The sequence below is a fragment of the Oceanobacillus sp. M60 genome (genome assembly GCF_053839645.1).
Map to the genome: position 1 here is coordinate 142,210 of NZ_JBSSNH010000003.1, position 17,002 is coordinate 159,211.

Genomic DNA, 17,002 nt, shown 5'->3' on the forward strand with positions numbered 1-17,002 from the left:
AAAATAGGAAGATAGGGAGGGGGCTTGTTTGCTGTGAAAGTGGCTCGAGAGGAGTACCGGGAACGTTTAGCGAAGACAAAGGAGAGTATGGCAAAGCAGAAAATAGAAGTATTGCTTATCACCAACCCGGCAAATATGTATTATTTAACCGGTTTTGACGGCTGGTCCTTTTATGTCCATCAGATGCTGGTTGTAATTGATGAGGAGGAGCAGCCAATCTGGATAGGGAGAACAGCAGATGCCAATGCTGCAAAAGTGACCACATGGCTTCGGGAAGAAAATATAATTGCTTATCCAGACACGTATGTACATTCGCAGATAACCCATCCTATGGATTTCATCGCAGCAATTTTAACAGAAATCGGTTTAAGCAGCCGCCATATTGGTGTGGAAATGGATAGTTATTATTTTACGGCAAAATGTTACGCTGCGTTAACTCAAGGGCTTCCGGATGCAATATTTAAAGATGCGACGTTACTTGTGAACTGGCTGCGTATCGAAAAGTCTCCAGCGGAACTAGCTATGATGGAGCGTGCTGCAGTGATTTCTGAACAGGCGATGCAGGCAGGAATCGAATTGGTGAATGAAGGGGTTAGAGGATGTGATGTCGCTGCCCAAATCAGCTATGCACAATTCCGTGGAACGCCGCAATTTGGCGGCGATTATCCAGCGATTATACCATTGCTACCAGCCGGCGAACGGACTTCCACGCCTCATTTAACATGGACGGATCAGCCCTATCAGATGAATGAGACCGTTATTTTAGAGCTGTCAGGCTGCTATCAGCGCTATCATGCCCCGATTGCGCGGACCGTTCAAATTGGGAAGCCGTCTGTATCGATGAAAAAACTATCATCTATTGTTTTAGAAGGCTTGCATGTATGTCTTGATTTTATTAAGCCGGGAGTCACCTGTGAGGAAATAGAAGCAGTTTGGCGGAAAACGGTAGAGAGACATGGCGTCTTCAAAGAGTCACGTCTCGGCTATTCGATGGGATTAAATTATCCTCCAGACTGGGGGGAGCATACAGCAAGTATTCGAAAAGGGGATAAAACAATCATCCGTCCTAATATGACATTCCATCTCATTCCTGCCATCTGGTCGGAGGGGGAAAGCTTTGAAGTCAGCGAGTCTTTCTATGTGACAGAAACAGGCTGCAGAACATTTGGAAACGTACCAAGAAATCTTTATGTCAAGGAATCCATGCCAATGAAAGAGATAGAGGAAGACAAAAATGAAAATTCTGCCGGGTAAGGGAAGGCGGCAAAATAGGAGGCTGAGAAAATGACACACAAGAAAGAAATTGACTTGGCGACCAAAACGGTCTGGGCGGGAGAAGCGGATTATTTGGTTCATGGGGCGACGCAGGTGCCTGTTGTGTTGAGCGTAGCCTATAATTATGATGATATAGATGAATGGTTTGACGTAGCTACAGGAAAAAAAGCAGGGCATATTTATGGCCGGAATACGAATCCAACCGTCCAATCCTTTGAAGATAAAATCAAAGAAATGGAGGGGGCAGAAGCGGTAACCAGTTTTTCAACGGGAATGGCAGCAATCAGCAACACATTAGCTACGTTTTTAGTTCCGGGAGATCGAATTGTTTCTATTAAAGACACTTATGGCGGAACGAATAAAATATTTTCCGAATTTCTTCCGCGTCAGCAAATTGAAGTTCATTTATGCGATACAGGAAATATGGCAGAAATGGAGAAAGAGATAAACAAAGGCTGTGAAATTTTATATTTAGAAACGCCTACGAATCCAACTGTAAAAATAACCGATATTGAACGGATGGCTAAGGCAGGGAAGGAAGCGGGCGCATTAGTGATTGTGGATAATACGTTTGCAACACCGATGAATCAACGTCCGCTGGCTCTTGGAGCAGATCTTGTTATCCACAGTGCGACCAAGTTTCTGGGAGGGCATGCCGATGCTTTAGGGGGTGTCGTCTGTGGCAGGAAAGCGCTGATTGAGCCTATTTTCCATTATCGGGAAATCAATGGTGCTACAATGGACCCCATGGCTGCTTATTTAGTCCTCCGTGGTATGAAAACATTACATCTTCGTGTTCGTGAGCAATGTAAAAATGCGATGGCGCTGGCATTATACCTTCAAAAACAGGATATCGTAGAGGATGTATTTTATCCCGGCTTGCCAGACCATCCCAATCATGATATTGCTAAAAAGCAGATGGATGATTTTGGCGGCATGCTGAGCTTTTCTGTAAAGGGAGGCATCGATACAGTTCGAAAAGTACTTCCAAAGCTGCAGTTTGCCCATCGTGCTGCGAACTTAGGGGCAGTGGAAACAACAGTAGGACCGGCAAGAACAACCAGCCATGTGGAATGCACACCAGAGGAGCGTGCAGCCCTTGGTATACCGGAAGGGCTTATCCGTGTTTCCTGCGGTATTGAAGCTACCGATGATATAATCCATGATTTTGAGCAGGCGCTGCAAGCAGCGAAATCAGATAAGCTGCTTTCTTAATCATAACAATAAGAGTAAATATGAAAACCGAATGGGTACCTTACATTCGGTTTTTCATGCTGCAGGATAGCATATTAAACGAAATGTTAAGACCGTTCTACAGAAGGCCTCCTTGATAATAAATACAGTATTCATAAAATTATACCTAATGTTACTTTTATTACTTTTGCGGAAAGGGTTTTCATTATCGATTAATCTATGTATAATGAGAACCGTTCTCTAGGCCTTTTATTAGTCAGAATATTATCGATTTACAAAAAGAGAGGAGCGACAATATGTCTAAAGAGAAAAAGAATCCATTTCAACGATTTTTAGATTTTGTGGAAGTGGTCGGAAATAAATTGCCGCACCCGGCTACATTATTTGCCATTTTGGCCTTACTGGTTTTAGTACTTTCTGCGGCATTACAGCCATTTAATATAAGTGTTGAAAACCCTGGCGATCCAGGAGAAGCGGTGGAAATTAAGAATCTTCTGAATGCAGAGGGGATTGAATATATTTTTGGCAGTATGACCGATAACTTTATCGGATTTGCGCCGCTTGGTGTAGTACTTGTTACGATGCTTGGAATCGGGGTAGCAGAGCGGACAGGCCTTATCAGTGCGTTGCTGCGCGGGTTTGTATTGGCAATCCCGAACCGCTTTATTACATTAGGTATCGTTTTTGCGGGGGTAATGTCCAGTGTGGCTTCTGATGCAGGCTATGTTGTTTTACCTCCATTGGGTGCATTAATTTTTGCGGCGCTTGGACGCCATCCATTAGCAGGTCTTGCGGCAGCATTTGCCGGCGTATCTGGCGGTTTCAGTGCGAACTTATTCTTATCCGGAACAGATGTGATGCTTGGAGAAATGACCATTGCCGGAGCTGCTATTATTGACCCTGCCTATGCAGAGCAAATGAATATTGCCATGAACTACGGTTTTATTGCCGCATCAGTGGTAATACTCACCCTTATCGGCAGCTGGGTAACAGAAAAAATTGTGGAGCCTCGGCTGGGTACGTATAAAGGAGAAGCAACGGAAGACATAAAAGGAATTACAGCAATAGAGAAAAAAGGACTTATTTGGACAGCAGTTTCGTTTGTTGTTTCTTTTGTACTCGCGGCATTGCTGGTTATCCCTTCTAATGCGCCGCTGCGTGGAGAAGACCCTGGATTAGACGGGATTATCATGTCACCATTTATGGATTCCCTTGTACCGATTATCGCTATTTTATTCTTAATCCCAGGACTTGTTTACGGTTTGATAACCAAAGAAATTAAAAGTGATAAAGATGTTGCAGCACAAATGAGCGATACGATGGCATCAATGGGGATGTTTATCGTCCTTGCCTTTACAGCAGGTCAATTTGTCGCTTACTTTAATGAAACCAATATGGGACTGGTAATTGGTGTTTATGGAGCAGAATTCTTAGACAGTGTAAACTTCAGCGGAATTGGCTTAATTCTGTTGTTTATTCTGATTGCTGCATTTATCAATATCTTTATTGGAAGTGCATCTGCAAAATGGGCCATGATGGCTCCCGTATTTGTTCCGATTATGATGCAGCTTGGCTATGCACCGGAATTTACACAGATGGCATACCGTATTGCTGATTCAGCAACAAATATTATCTCGCCATTGATGACATACTTTGCAGTAATTATTGCCTTTGCCCAGAAATATGATAAGAAAATGGGAATTGGAACCCTCGTATCAACCATGCTTCCATACTCTATCTTCTTCTTGATAGGCTGGACAATCATGCTGGTTGTTTGGATGTGGCTTGGTATTCCGCTTGGACCAAACGGACCGATTCATTACGGATAAATTGAAAACCATGAAGAGTGTGACAGCTTTTCATGGTTTTTTAATTTGTTTATTATTTTAATAACTGTTCCATTTTACTTATCCACCCTGGAAATGGTAGAACGAAGTCACTATAAAATCATGGAAAAGCATTAGCCGCTATGTTTAAATGGAAGTAAGATTGGATGAGCATGAAGGTTATGACAGTGCCTTCTTAAAATAGTGAATGAAATAGAAATACAGCTGGAAGGGAACGATCCACATGGAATTAGAGGAATTGTTATCACAAATGGCAGAAGAAGGTGTGATTCATGGCGGTTCAGAAGTCAATAAGGCAATGGTGGCCGTATCAGATGAAACGAGGCGATTATGTGCCATATTAAATAATGGCGTGTATACCAATGAAGAAATCAGACAGCAGATGTCCCAGATTACCGGCCAAGAATTAGATGAAAGTTTTTCCTTGTTTCTACCGTTTACCTCCGATTTTGGAAAGAACATAAGCATCGGGAAAAATGTATTCATAAATTCGGGATGCCGTTTTCAAGATCAGGGACAAATCATTATCGGTGATGGAAGCTTAATCGGGCATAATGTTGTGTTCGCAACTATCAATCATGACTATGATCCGTTAAACCGGGGAACGATGTACCTTAAACCCATTGAATTGAAGGAGAAAACCTGGATTGGTTCGAATGCAACCATTCTGCCTGGGGTAACAATTGGTGAAAATTCGGTTGTAGCAGCTGGATCCGTCGTTACGAAAGATGTTCCGCCGAACACCATCGTTGGCGGGAATCCTGCTAAATTTATCTCGAATTTAGAGGATAAAATAAAGTAATCCACGTTATTTTTAACTGGCAGAAGAATGGATAGTAATAAGTATGCCACAGGCAGGTCAGAGTGATTTGCATGCAGTAAAAGAACATGGTTTAAACCATACCGATTTACGGGAAAATACGTTTCGATAATAAACAAATAGGATTTATCACATTTGCGATAAATCCTATTTGTCGTAAGTAATATTAGGTATGCTTTTGGAGTATGAATTGCATGCAATCTAGGCATTTGTTGTCAAAGATACCGCGTTTTATAATGATAGATAATGAGGGGAATATAAAGTAGATTTGTTGGCAACCGTTAGAAAAAAGCGAATATTCGTAATCAAAGAAGGGTGTTTTAGATGGAATATGTAAAGTTTGGCAATACTGGTCTGGATGTTTCTCGTATCTGCTTGGGAGCGATGGGATTTGGAGATCCCGAAAAATGGATTCATAAATGGGTTTTAAATGAAGAAAAAAGCCGGCCTGTGATAAAAAAAGCGATCGATGCAGGAATTAATTTCTTTGATACGGCGAATGTTTATTCCATGGGAGAAAGTGAACGGATTCTTGGGAAAGCGTTAAACGATTATGCCAATCGTGACGATATCGTTCTGGCTACTAAAGTGCACCAGACGATGCGCCCAAATCGTCCAAATGGAGGCGGTTTATCCCGTAAATCCATTTTGAGTGAAATAGATCATAGTTTAGAACGTCTTGGTACAGATTATGTTGATTTATATATTATTCATCGCTGGGATTACGATACGCCGATTGAAGAAACGATGGAGGCACTGCACGATGTAGTGAAGTCTGGAAAAGCACGTTATATCGGAGCCAGCGCCATGTATGCGTGGCAGTTCCAAAAAGCTCAACGGGTAGCGGAACGCAACGGCTGGACGAAATTCGTCTCTATGCAAAATCACTATAATTTAATCTATCGGGAAGAAGAGCGTGAAATGGTACCTTTCTGCGAGGATGAAAAAATAGCACTCACACCATATAGTCCGCTTGCTTCAGGAAGATTGACACGTGACTTGTCTAAAACGACGTATCGCTCGGAAACAGATACCGTTCAACAGTCCAAATATGATGCTATGATGGAATCGGATAATGGTATCGTAGAACGTGTGGGTGAAATAGCAAACAACCATCAGACAACAAGAGATAAAGTTGCCCTGGCTTGGCTTCTTCACCAGAATCAGGTTGCAGCTCCAATCATCGGTGCCCAAAAAGAAAGTCATATTGAAAGCGCAGTAGCTGCATTAGATATTCAGTTGACGTCTGAGGAGATAGATTATCTGGAAGAATTATATATTCCTCATCCAGTCGTTGGGGCGCTTTAATGTTTTAAAAGAAAGGTGTAAAACTCGTTATTTTCTCGATACCGCCTCTTTTGCGTTTCATTTTGCTCTAAGAGTGGAACAGACATAGAAAGCAGTTCCTAAAAAGAGGAGTGAAGCGCAATGAAAAAGGTGGAAATTGCCGGCAGAGAAGTGTTGCCGATTGGCTTAGGCACCATGAACATGGGAGACAAGGCGAATACATTTGATCGAGAGGTACAAGCCATCCGTACCGGGATTGATCAGGGTGTACAATTGATTGATACGGCTGAAATGTACGGCAGCGGGAATGCGGAGAAATTAGTTGGAAGCGCTATAAAACCTTATGCCCGGGAAGATTTATTTCTTATTTCAAAAGTTCTTCCGTCGAATGCATCAAAAAAAGATTTGCCAGTCAGCTTGGATAATAGTTTAAAAAGGTTAGAAACCGACTATATCGACTTATATTTACTGCATTGGAAAGAAGAGGTGTCTCTTAAAGAAACGGTAGAAGCTTTAGAGGAGGCAAAAAACCAAGGCAAAATTAAAGCATGGGGCGTTTCTAATTTAGACGTGGACGATTTGGAGCATGTAATTCATTTACCGGGCGGGAATAACTGCAAAGCGAATCAAGTACGTTATAATGTTGCAAATAGAGGCATCGAATTTGATTTAGTGCCAATGATGGGGCAGCATAACATGCCCGTGGTAGCTTATTCTCCAATTGACCGCGGCGACAGCTTCGGAGCGAATTTAACGAAGCAGCAGGTGTTAAAGGATATAGCAGAAAAGCACGACGCAGATGTGTTTCAAATTTTATTAGCCTGGTCGATACGGAATGGAAGAACGATTGCTATCCCGCAATCCAGTAATCCGGATCATGTTGTGAATAACATAAAAGCAGCGGAAATGGAACTAACAGAGCAGGATTTGAAGCAAATCGATACAGTGTATCCTGAACCAGCCTCGAAGCAGCGCCTTGCTTTATGGTAGGAAGGTTTCGGGAAATCTGATTTTATTAAAAGGAAGGGCAGCTAAGGAAGAAACCCCGGCTGCTCTTTTTGCATGTTGAAAATAACAGTGTAATTCGTCGACATAAAGTTCACTTTATAATGTAAGGTGAACTTATTAAGTGAAATTACATTTAGTGGTCTTTTCCTCCTCAACTGAAAGATTCTTATAAAAATGAGTTTAAACTATCTAAGTTGAAATAGTTAATCTATCTTTTTTGAGGAGGCTGAGGACAAGCCCGTGGAAAGCGTAGTGTATTTCCGGAGCGACTGCTAGAAAGTAAAATCTTTGTTCCAACTAATATATATCAGAAAAATGCATTAACAACCAACCAATGAATATTCATTCTATCATTTGTCCACAATAAGAGATAACTAAAACTTTGGAATGCATTTCGTTTCAATATGCTTCCTAATATAGTAACATGAAAGGCAGAAAGGTTCAGGAAGATAAGGAGGGTGATGATGGAACAGGAAAAGTTAGCAGAAAATATACAGATTCAAGATGTATTAAATAATATTAATGACGTTATTTTTGGTAAAGAAGAAATTGTAAAATTGAGTTTAGTAGCCTTATTAACAGAAGGTCATGTCTTACTGGAGGATGTGCCCGGAGTAGGGAAAACAATGCTCGTCCGCACATTAGCAAAATCAGTAAATTGTAATTTTAGCCGGATTCAATTCACACCAGACCTGCTGCCGTCGGATGTGACAGGGGTGTCTATTTACAATCCCAAAGAACTAGAATTTGAGTTTCGGGAAGGACCGATTTTTGGAAATATTCTTCTAGCAGATGAAATTAACCGGACGTCTCCCAAGACACAATCCGCCTTGCTGGAAGCGATGGAAGAAAAGAGCGTCACTGTAGACGGAGAGACACGACGGTTGAATAGTCCTTTCTTTGTGATGGCGACTCAAAACCCGATTGAATATGAAGGAACCTATCCGTTGCCAGAAGCGCAGCTCGATCGCTTTCTATTAAAATTGCGCATGGGCTATCCAACCTATGAGGACGAGTTAGAAATGCTTGCGAGAAATAAAAGCCATCATCCGATTGAAGAAATCCAGGCAGTGATGTCGCAGGAGGAATTATTGCTGGCGCAGGAAGAAGCCAAAAGTGTCTATATAGACGAAACGATCCAGCAATATATCTTAAATATCGTTACGCGCACGAGATCACACCCTTCGATTTATTTAGGCGTGAGTCCGAGAGGGTCACTTGCTTTAATGGAAGCCTCCAAAGCGTATGCGTATATCGAAGGAAGAGATTATGTTATCCCGGATGATGTGAAGTATCTGGCAGGATTTGTGTTAGCTCATCGGGTGATGCTGAAAGCAGAAGCGCGATATCAAGGCAAATCAAGTGAGGAAATTCTTGATTCTATTATACAGTCTGCTCATATCCCGATTAAGAAAGGCTTTGGAGAATGAAGGAGAATCTCCGGATTATCCTTCGCAGTCTTGGCGTTTTGACACTCATTGTTATTCTCTTCTGCTATGCCATGTTCCAGGGAGGATTTGTCAGCTGGTTTTTATTTTATGGCTACTTGCCAATCGGCATCTACCAGCTCCTCTTTGCCAGCTATCCACTGCGTGCGTGGCAGATTTACCGGGAAATCGAGAATCCGGTATGTCAGGCGGGAGATGAAATCGTTGTGAAGGTGCATTTAAAACGGAAGCTGCCTTTTCCTTTATTATATTGTACGTTTGAAGAAAAATTTCCCCAGTCTTTAATGAAGGAAGATACAAAGAAGGCGAAATACCTTTCTTCTCAGGCTTCAGGACAAATGACAGTTTCTCGCAGACTGATACGTATGTTATTTCCTCTATTCCGCAGAAATTTTACATTCAGTTATTCGATACAATCCCTGCCGCGCGGAGAGCATGTACTGGATAAAGTAACGATCCAAACAGGTGATATATTTGGTTTTATTAAGAAAAGCCGCGATTTTCAGGTGGAAAATACATTCGCTGTCTATCCTTATGAGCATGAGCTTCGTTTAGTGAGTGATATGGCAAGCTACGAGCAGGGCGGAGTGCTATCCAACCAATTACAGCATATGAATACGACCGTTGCTTCCGGAGCCAGGGAATATGCTCCAGGGGACCGATTTGCATGGATTGACTGGAAACAGACAGCAAGAAAACAAACGATGATGACCAAGGAATTTGACCGGGAGAAAAGCATGGATATCTTGCTGGTTCATGATAATTTTATGAACGGGAATAAAAATGAACTTATCTATGAAGCATCAATTGAAATGAGCTTATCTTTTATAGAAAAAATAGCAAAGAAAGATTATCAGACAAGCTTTCTTTCTATTGGCGAGAGGCCGCATGTATTTGAGCTGGGACAAAGTGAGCAACAAATGGAGCGGATGAAGCATTATCTTCTGACAGCGAGAGGGGAACAGGAAGGTTCTTTTTCCATCCGTTTTCGTGAAGAAATGGCTCATTTCCATCAAGCGGATATTATCTTTTTGATTGTAACATCCATAGATCCCCAATTTGTGCAGGCTATCCAGGAAGCCAGACAGCGTATGAAGCATTTATCGATTATTTATATCCATCCAGAGAAAGTCCTGCCGGACACGGAGAAGCATCTGCTTGAGCCTTTGCGATTTTCCGGGATAGCGGTACAGCAATTAAGTATGGAACAGCTTGCAGCGGATCCGGTTGAGGTGATTTTTAAATGATAAAGACCCAAAAACAAGTAAAAACGCTGCATACACTACTATTATATATTGCAGGATTTTGCCTTTTCTTAGAATGGCTCTATCCGCTTGGGGATATTTCGGAAACCAATATTGGTGTTTTTGTATTATTCGCGCTGTGCTGCTTTTTTATTTCTTATTTTCAGCTGCATTGGCTGATTAGTATCCCTGTAAAAGGACTGGGATTGCTTTTTATCGTCCATATGCTTTACTTTGAGACAAGCTTTTTAGACCTGAACTGGGCAGGAGAAGTCCTCCAGGAAGTCATGTATAATATGGAGTTGATGTTTTCAGGCGACTGGTATATGCTTACCAACTTTTTCAGAAGTCTATTATTCCTGGTGCTCATTTGGCTGATGAGCTATCTGCTTTATTACTGGTTTGTCAGAATGAAAAATATTATCTTATTTATTCTGTTGACCTTTGTCTATATCGGCATTTTGGATACATTTACGGTATATGAAGGCGCTGCGGCAATCGTCCGTATTTTCATTATTTCCTTTATTGCACTCGGAATGTCCAGCTTGAGTAAGGAGATTGAAAATAAACGAATTCCTATTTCTGTCGGCGAACGATTAAAATATTGGCTGCTGCCGCTTGTGTTTGTCGTAGTAATCGTAAGTATTATTGGATATCAAGCACCGAAAGCAGAACCGCAATGGCCGGACCCGCTGCCATTTTTGCAGGGGGCAGCCGATAACATAGGAGATAGCGGCGTCGGAACTGGACGGGTTGGATATGGAGAAGATGATTCCCAGCTTGGCGGCTCCTTTGTCCAGGATGATACAGTTCTTTTTGAAGCGACCGTAGAAGAGGATCATTATTGGCGGATTGAAACAAAGGATGTCTATACAGGCAAGGGATGGGAGACTTCGCAAGATCGAAACCTTCTGCATCAGACAGGCGGGCAGATTACCCTATCTACCTTCGAGGACAGTGTCGAGACAGAAACGTTAGAGACACAGATTGCTTTTACGGGAAGTAACCGGCTGCCAAAGGTCGTCTATCCTTATGGTGTCTCCTCTATTAGAACAGAGGAACCGGTTGATTTTCACCTCGATGAAAGTATGGAGGGGATCGAAACGACACGGGATGGAGAGGACAGTACGCTGGAAGCTTATGAAATAAACTATGAGAGTCCATCCTTTGATATCGAAGCACTGCAGAATAACTCTGAACAGGATCCTGAAGAAGTCCGGGACCGTTACACACAGCTGCCGGATGATCTTCCGGAAAGAGTGGGAGATTTAGCCGCAGAAATAACAGAAAATCATGAAACAAGATACGATAAAGCACGCGCAATCGAGCGTTATTTCAGTGCAAATGGCTTTGAATACCAGACAACAGATATTCCAAGGCCAAGAGAAGAAGAGGACTATGTCGACCAATTTTTATTTGAGACGCAGATTGGCTATTGTGATAACTTCTCTACCGCCATGGTTGTGATGCTCCGGTCAGAAGGGATTCCTGCTAGATGGGCGAAAGGGTTCACTAGTGGAGAACGAATCGATTCCAATGCAGAAGAACAAACGCATGTGAATGAAGTTGCCAACAGCAATGCTCACTCCTGGGTAGAGGTCTATTTTCCAGAGGTAGGCTGGGTGCCATTTGAACCGACACAAGGCTTCACCAATATGGCTGACTTCGAAGCGGATGTCGATGAAAATGACTATCCTTTGCCAGAGGAAGAAGAACCGCTCGAAGCACCAGAATTAGACCAGGAAGAAGGCGCAGAAGACGAAGAAGAGACAGATGAAGCGGAAGATCAGGAAGAAGATACAGCTGCTTCCGATGAAGAGACAGGGATTTCTGCATTAACAGGTTATATCCTTATTGGAATAGGGATTGTTCTGTTGCTGATTCTACTTGCCCTTTATATAAAGCGAAGAGAGATACGGATTTATTTCCTGCAAAGAAAGCTGGAAAACCATTTTGACGAGACGGCATTCCAGGAAGCCTATCTCTACCTGTTAAAGCTTACAGGTAAAAAAGGCTTCAAACGAGGAAGTGACGAAACCTTAAGGGAGTTTGCCCGAAGAGTGGATGAACATCTTTTTGCCGTGGAAATGAGCAAGCTGACAAGAATCTACGAGCGGATGATTTACAGTAAACGGCTCACAGGTGAAAAAGAGGAAATAATTCAATTATGGAAAAATTTAATCAATCAAATAATGGCTTGACCCGGGTCGTATCAATTAGTAGAATGAAAAAGGAAATACTGTGGGAGACGTTGTAAGAATATTTCTTCCCATAATGAAAAATTATCGTTTGACATATGCCTTTCGTATATCCTCGAAAATAAGGTTCGAAAGTTTCTACCGGGTCACCGTAAATGACTCGACTATGAAGGCAGAAGAAGGTTTGCTTATGCTGCCCGGATTCTGCCTTTCTATGATTTTTTGTGTGCGTGAGCTGCAGGAAGTAGAAAGGTGGAAGCCGGGCTTTTTAATAGGTGAGACAAAGGATTTCGAATACAGGGTAAAGGAACGTATAGTTTACAAGCTATTTTCTATAAAAGATACAGATTGGAGTCTAGTTATGGAGAACAATGAATTAGTACTGGTTTTAGATTTTGGCAGTCAATATAACCAATTAATCACACGCCGTATTCGTGAATTTGGCGTATATAGTGAGCTTCATTCACATAAACTGACCGCTGCAGAAATCAAAGAAATGAATCCAAAAGGAATCATTCTTTCCGGCGGACCGCACAGTGTTTATGGCGAAGACAGCTTCCGTTGTGATGAGGAAATCTTTGAATTAGGAATTCCTGTCCTCGGTATTTGCTATGGCATGCAATTAATGTCCCTGCATTTTGGCGGAAAAGTAGAAGCATCCAAAAACCGCGAATACGGAAAAGCATTAATCGAATTAAATGAAAGCCCGGCTCTATTTAAAGATACACCGACAAAACAGACGGTATGGATGAGTCATGGTGATAAAGTTACAGCTGCACCACCTTCTTTCATCGTTGATGCAACAAGTCCATCTACACCAGTTGCTGCTATCAGCGATATTGATAAGCAAATGTATGGGGTGCAATTCCATCCGGAAGTACGTCATTCCGAGTATGGAAATGATTTATTAAACAGCTTTGTCTTCGATGTTTGTAAATGTACAGGAGACTGGACGATTGCAAACTTTATCGAAATGGAAACAGAAAAGATCAAAGAAACTGTCGGCGACCGCAACGTACTTTGCGCATTAAGCGGCGGCGTAGACTCCTCTGTTGTTGCTGCTTTAATTCATAAAGCTATCGGCGACCAGCTGACTTGTATCTTTGTTGATCACGGTCTCCTTCGTAAAAATGAAGCAGACGACGTGATGGAAGTATTTGCAGAAGACTTCCAGATGAATATTATCAAAGTAGATGCAAAGGACCGCTTCTTATCTAAATTAGCAGGCGTTTCCGATCCAGAGCAAAAACGTAAAATCATCGGAAATGAATTCATCTATGTATTTGACGATGAAGCAGCAAAATTAAAGGATATTGATTTCTTAGCGCAAGGAACGCTCTACACTGACGTGATTGAAAGTGGAACAGAAACAGCTCAAACCATCAAATCACATCATAACGTAGGCGGTCTGCCGGAAGATATGCAATTTGAATTAATTGAGCCATTAAATACATTATTCAAGGATGAAGTGCGTGAATTAGGTTCGCAATTAGGAATTCCTGACCGTATCGTTTGGCGTCAGCCATTCCCAGGGCCGGGACTTGCTATCCGTATCCTGGGTGAAGTAACGGAAGAACACTTAGAAATCGTTCGTGAATCCGATGCAATCCTTCGTGAAGAAATTGCAAAAGCAGGCCTTGACCGCGATATCTGGCAATACTTCACTGTCCTGCCAAACATCAAGAGTGTTGGTGTCATGGGAGATGCTCGTACGTATGCACATACAATTGGGATTCGTGCGGTAACTTCTATTGATGGTATGACTTCGGATTGGGCAAGAATTCCTTGGGATGTGCTTGAGAAGATTTCGACGCGTTTGGTGAATGATGTGGATAATATTAATCGAGTGGTGTATGATGTTACTTCTAAGCCGCCGGCTACGATTGAGTGGGAGTAATTGGTATAAATTACCAATTTTAATTTGTGTTGATTTGACAGCATTTGTCCTATTCAAAAATTAAAAATAACATAGTTCTATACCAAAGTCCCTACCAATTTATTTTTGGTAGGGACTACTTTTTTTAACTGCATCTGATTATTGAAAAGTATCATTGATTAATTAAGTATATTAAGGCTTTAAAATAACCTGTTCATTTAATTTATTCGTAAATATAATTATATCTTTTCCTTGTCCCCGTATAAACCACTAAAAAAGCTTTTTATAAATAACAAGTTTTCATTATCTAACCCTTTTATTAATGCAATTAAATTTTCTTCTTCATGCCACTTACTGTATTCAAAAAACTCTTTCAATAGCAATGCAGAACTTAGAAGGTCACTGGCAGCTTTGTCGGAAATAACCTCTTTCGGTGTTTTAATTACATTTTGATATTGGTCGACATAAAAGGAAGCATTCTTTAGATTATCTAACTTTTGAATTGTTTCATCAAAAATAATATTGGTAGAATTGACAGAGAAAAAACTAGTTATTATTTCGATTCGGTCTAATTTACTTAAGGGCCTGGTATAGCCTTTTAATTTCTCTATAAATGAGTATGCAAGCTGTATTTTTTGTTTTGGCCTTCTGTTTAGTTTTTTAGCGTCTAAGGCTTTGATTCTGAACTTCGTAACTGCAGATGCAAGCATTATACAGCGTGCTAGTTCTTCTATACCAATATGAGAAAGCAGATATGCTTTTGCATATCTATCCTGCTTTAATAAAATGCTAGACTCCTCTAGCAAATCACTAGCATTATTGAACGTCTTAGTGTATGCAATCTGTAGTTCACTAAAATTATTTATGCTCATTATTCTTCCTCCATTATTAACACCTAATGATTTTTATACTTATTGAATATTATTTGATTAACCCAACTTGTCTTAAAAGTTCCCTGTTTTTCTGAGCACCTTCATTATCTAGAGACTTTTTAATCCCGCCTTTAATATGAAACTTGGCAAGAGAGCAAGTTTTGAACATTTCTTCCACTAATTCCAAGTGAACTAAAGCCAATCTTTCATTGATCTCTTTTGATGGTTTAGTAAATCTGTTGTTTTTTAAATCTGCATATAGACTCACATTTTTCAAATGGTTAACAAATGCAAGGTTGTCTTTTATTTTGTTATAATCAAGATTCATGCTATTATTTCCCAAAGCATTGAGCATGGTCTGATAGAAAACATAATTTTGCTTGTTTTTAGAAGTGTGGTCTTTTAAACGCTTATAAAAATTCTTCCAATCGTGGGTTTCCTTATAAAATGATCTAGTCGTTTCTTGATAAATAATTGGTAATTTTGCTAGTTCCTCATGTGCTATTTGTGCCAAAGTGTATGACCTAGCATATCTTTTATTTTCAAACAATAGCCGAGAATCTTCCAATAATTCCTTGGAATTCTCGTAAACCATAGTATATGCTTCTTCAAGTTTTTGAAAAGACAATGTCGTCATAATATCCCACTTATATTTTTATTGAACCTATCTAACATAAATCGAATGGTTAAACTCTGTAGGGTAGTCATAACAATTTTTTTGTAAATCAGTTACTAAATATCTACAGTCAGTATACTTTAATATCTTGTTTTACTTTTCTTTCATATCTATTTCCTGTAATAGCTCATTATTTTCTTCTGCTTTTTCATTTTTCTCTGTTTGTTCCTGCTGAAAGAATGATGAAAAGTAAGAAACAAAAATACCAATAATAACTACGTTTATTATAAAACCTAAAGAACTTTCAACTAAAAGTATAAATGTTTCAGGATGTTCCAATGTTACTTGTCCGTTTTCAAGAGGTAAGTAAAAAGGGAGCAATCCCTTATATACAAGAAATAGAAGAGCAATATACATATTTCCGTTTGAAATAAAATCAACCTCATTAGAATTAAAAAAACCAAAAATTTCATTGTGTGAAAAATAGTAGGCGCCAAAAGCCATACCTAGCGTACTAATAATAATTATGATACTGCCAATCATATTAAATAATTGGAACCATTTTCTTTTCTTAAAATCTTTCAACACACTGATTACCAATACAAGAGAATAAATAACTGTAAAAGTAACAGTGAATAATAAAACTTTATAATTTTCAGGATTAGAATACAACGCACTCAAAAATAGTAACAGGAATTGAAATAAAATCATTAATTTAATAAAATATAAACTCAACTTATCCAATTGGTCTAGTTTAGAGAATTTACCAGAATTTAAAAAAAAGGAAAATAAGCCGATTAAAAATACTATTAGAATAAAGTAGTTTATCAAATATGGCATATAAACATCTAATTTGAATTGAACCAAAAAAATTATTGAACAAGGGGGGCCAACCAGAATAATTATATGAAATTTTTCTTTGTTATAGCTTCTCATAAATTTAAAGAACATATTTTTTAGTTTAATAAGATCCGTTTTAAAATCCTTTTTAAGATCTCGATTTCTTTTCGTAACTCCCTTATTTAAATTGTCTTTTAATTTCTTAATGTGGAATTTCCTTAATCTTTTTCTGAAGTTACGTAAATAAATACCGATTGGCCATAGAAGAGAAATAGCTATAATAACAATTATAATACCAGCAATTATCCCTGCAAACATAAACAACACCCTTCTAACTTAGTAATTAAATGTACTACGGTCTTAATTTTTGAAAAGTTTCAAAAATTACAGTATAAAAATTATTATCTTTCTTCAATAACTTCTGTCTATATAATTAATTTGTGCCTTTATGGTAGTTAAAACTTTGGAAAATTACGA

The 17,002-nt window shown here is 39.8% G+C and carries 13 protein-coding genes and 1 riboswitch; of the genes, 10 read left to right on the forward strand and 3 right to left on the reverse strand.

What is annotated here, in order from left to right; genetic code table 11:
- The first annotated feature begins 33 nt into the window (after positions 1-33).
- From ACW0TQ_RS08590 to guaA, 10 genes are all read left to right on the forward strand, one after another.
- Complete coding sequence (locus ACW0TQ_RS08590) at positions 34-1,254, forward strand: M24 family metallopeptidase (protein WP_276325302.1); 1,221 nt, start codon at positions 34-36, stop codon at positions 1,252-1,254.
- Between the two features lie 30 nt (positions 1,255-1,284).
- Entirely contained in the window at positions 1,285-2,490 is a 1,206-nt protein-coding gene (locus tag ACW0TQ_RS08595; RefSeq protein WP_042532638.1) for a cystathionine gamma-synthase family protein, read from the forward strand.
- Positions 2,491-2,765: 275 nt separating this feature from the next.
- Positions 2,766-4,298, forward strand: a complete 1,533-nt coding sequence (locus ACW0TQ_RS08600) for an AbgT family transporter (protein ID WP_042532639.1) — start codon at positions 2,766-2,768, stop codon at positions 4,296-4,298.
- A gap of 241 nt (positions 4,299-4,539) precedes the next feature.
- A complete protein-coding gene (locus ACW0TQ_RS08605; RefSeq protein ID WP_193063096.1) occupies positions 4,540-5,118 on the forward strand; it encodes a DapH/DapD/GlmU-related protein in 579 nt (192 codons plus the stop codon).
- Between the two features lie 342 nt (positions 5,119-5,460).
- Positions 5,461-6,444 carry an aldo/keto reductase gene (locus ACW0TQ_RS08610; protein WP_455725559.1) on the forward strand — a complete coding sequence of 328 codons (984 nt, stop codon included), beginning with the start codon at positions 5,461-5,463 and terminating at the stop codon, positions 6,442-6,444.
- A gap of 120 nt (positions 6,445-6,564) precedes the next feature.
- Positions 6,565-7,413: an aldo/keto reductase gene (locus tag ACW0TQ_RS08615; protein WP_455725560.1), complete on the forward strand. Its 849-nt coding sequence runs from the start codon at positions 6,565-6,567 to the stop codon at positions 7,411-7,413.
- Positions 7,414-7,895: 482 nt separating this feature from the next.
- Positions 7,896-8,861 (forward strand): AAA family ATPase, encoded by a 966-nt coding sequence (locus ACW0TQ_RS08620; protein WP_379542301.1) that lies wholly within the window; start codon positions 7,896-7,898, stop codon positions 8,859-8,861.
- The gene (locus ACW0TQ_RS08625) at positions 8,858-10,126 is read left to right on the forward strand and encodes a DUF58 domain-containing protein (protein ID WP_368901676.1); all 1,269 of its coding nucleotides are present in this window, start codon (positions 8,858-8,860) and stop codon (positions 10,124-10,126) included. Before ACW0TQ_RS08620 ends, ACW0TQ_RS08625 begins: the two co-directional genes overlap by 4 nt.
- Positions 10,123-12,324 carry a transglutaminase TgpA family protein gene (locus ACW0TQ_RS08630; RefSeq protein WP_455725561.1) on the forward strand — a complete coding sequence of 734 codons (2,202 nt, stop codon included), beginning with the start codon at positions 10,123-10,125 and terminating at the stop codon, positions 12,322-12,324. Before ACW0TQ_RS08625 ends, ACW0TQ_RS08630 begins: the two co-directional genes overlap by 4 nt.
- 82 nt (positions 12,325-12,406) lie before the next feature.
- Positions 12,407-12,508, forward strand: a riboswitch (purine riboswitch).
- A gap of 174 nt (positions 12,509-12,682) precedes the next feature.
- Positions 12,683-14,218, forward strand: a complete 1,536-nt coding sequence (gene guaA, locus ACW0TQ_RS08635) for a glutamine-hydrolyzing GMP synthase (RefSeq protein WP_042536056.1) — start codon at positions 12,683-12,685, stop codon at positions 14,216-14,218.
- Between the two features lie 218 nt (positions 14,219-14,436).
- Here the strand turns inward: guaA and ACW0TQ_RS08640 are convergent, their stop codons facing one another.
- From ACW0TQ_RS08640 to ACW0TQ_RS08650, 3 genes are all read right to left on the reverse strand, one after another.
- Positions 14,437-15,069, reverse strand: a complete 633-nt coding sequence (locus ACW0TQ_RS08640) for an AbiV family abortive infection protein (RefSeq protein WP_455725562.1) — start codon at positions 15,067-15,069, stop codon at positions 14,437-14,439.
- Positions 15,070-15,118: 49 nt separating this feature from the next.
- A complete protein-coding gene (locus tag ACW0TQ_RS08645; RefSeq protein ID WP_455725563.1) occupies positions 15,119-15,706 on the reverse strand; it encodes an AbiV family abortive infection protein in 588 nt (195 codons plus the stop codon).
- 132 nt (positions 15,707-15,838) lie between these two features.
- A complete protein-coding gene (locus ACW0TQ_RS08650; RefSeq protein WP_455725564.1) occupies positions 15,839-16,843 on the reverse strand; it encodes a hypothetical protein in 1,005 nt (334 codons plus the stop codon).
- Between the last annotated feature and the right edge of the window lie 159 nt (positions 16,844-17,002).

Coding starts and splice junctions, on each gene's coding strand:
- ACW0TQ_RS08595 (WP_042532638.1), top strand. CDS start 1,285: ATGACACACAAGAAAGAAATTGACTTGGCGACCAAAACGGTCTGGGCG.
- ACW0TQ_RS08600 (WP_042532639.1), top strand. CDS start 2,766: ATGTCTAAAGAGAAAAAGAATCCATTTCAACGATTTTTAGATTTTGTG.
- ACW0TQ_RS08605 (WP_193063096.1), top strand. CDS start 4,540: ATGGAATTAGAGGAATTGTTATCACAAATGGCAGAAGAAGGTGTGATT.
- ACW0TQ_RS08610 (WP_455725559.1), top strand. CDS start 5,461: ATGGAATATGTAAAGTTTGGCAATACTGGTCTGGATGTTTCTCGTATC.
- ACW0TQ_RS08615 (WP_455725560.1), top strand. CDS start 6,565: ATGAAAAAGGTGGAAATTGCCGGCAGAGAAGTGTTGCCGATTGGCTTA.
- ACW0TQ_RS08620 (WP_379542301.1), top strand. CDS start 7,896: ATGGAACAGGAAAAGTTAGCAGAAAATATACAGATTCAAGATGTATTA.
- ACW0TQ_RS08625 (WP_368901676.1), top strand. CDS start 8,858: ATGAAGGAGAATCTCCGGATTATCCTTCGCAGTCTTGGCGTTTTGACA.
- ACW0TQ_RS08630 (WP_455725561.1), top strand. CDS start 10,123: ATGATAAAGACCCAAAAACAAGTAAAAACGCTGCATACACTACTATTA.
- guaA (WP_042536056.1), top strand. CDS start 12,683: ATGGAGAACAATGAATTAGTACTGGTTTTAGATTTTGGCAGTCAATAT.
- ACW0TQ_RS08640 (WP_455725562.1), bottom strand. CDS start 15,069: ATGAGCATAAATAATTTTAGTGAACTACAGATTGCATACACTAAGACG.
- ACW0TQ_RS08645 (WP_455725563.1), bottom strand. CDS start 15,706: ATGACGACATTGTCTTTTCAAAAACTTGAAGAAGCATATACTATGGTT.
- ACW0TQ_RS08650 (WP_455725564.1), bottom strand. CDS start 16,843: ATGTTTGCAGGGATAATTGCTGGTATTATAATTGTTATTATAGCTATT.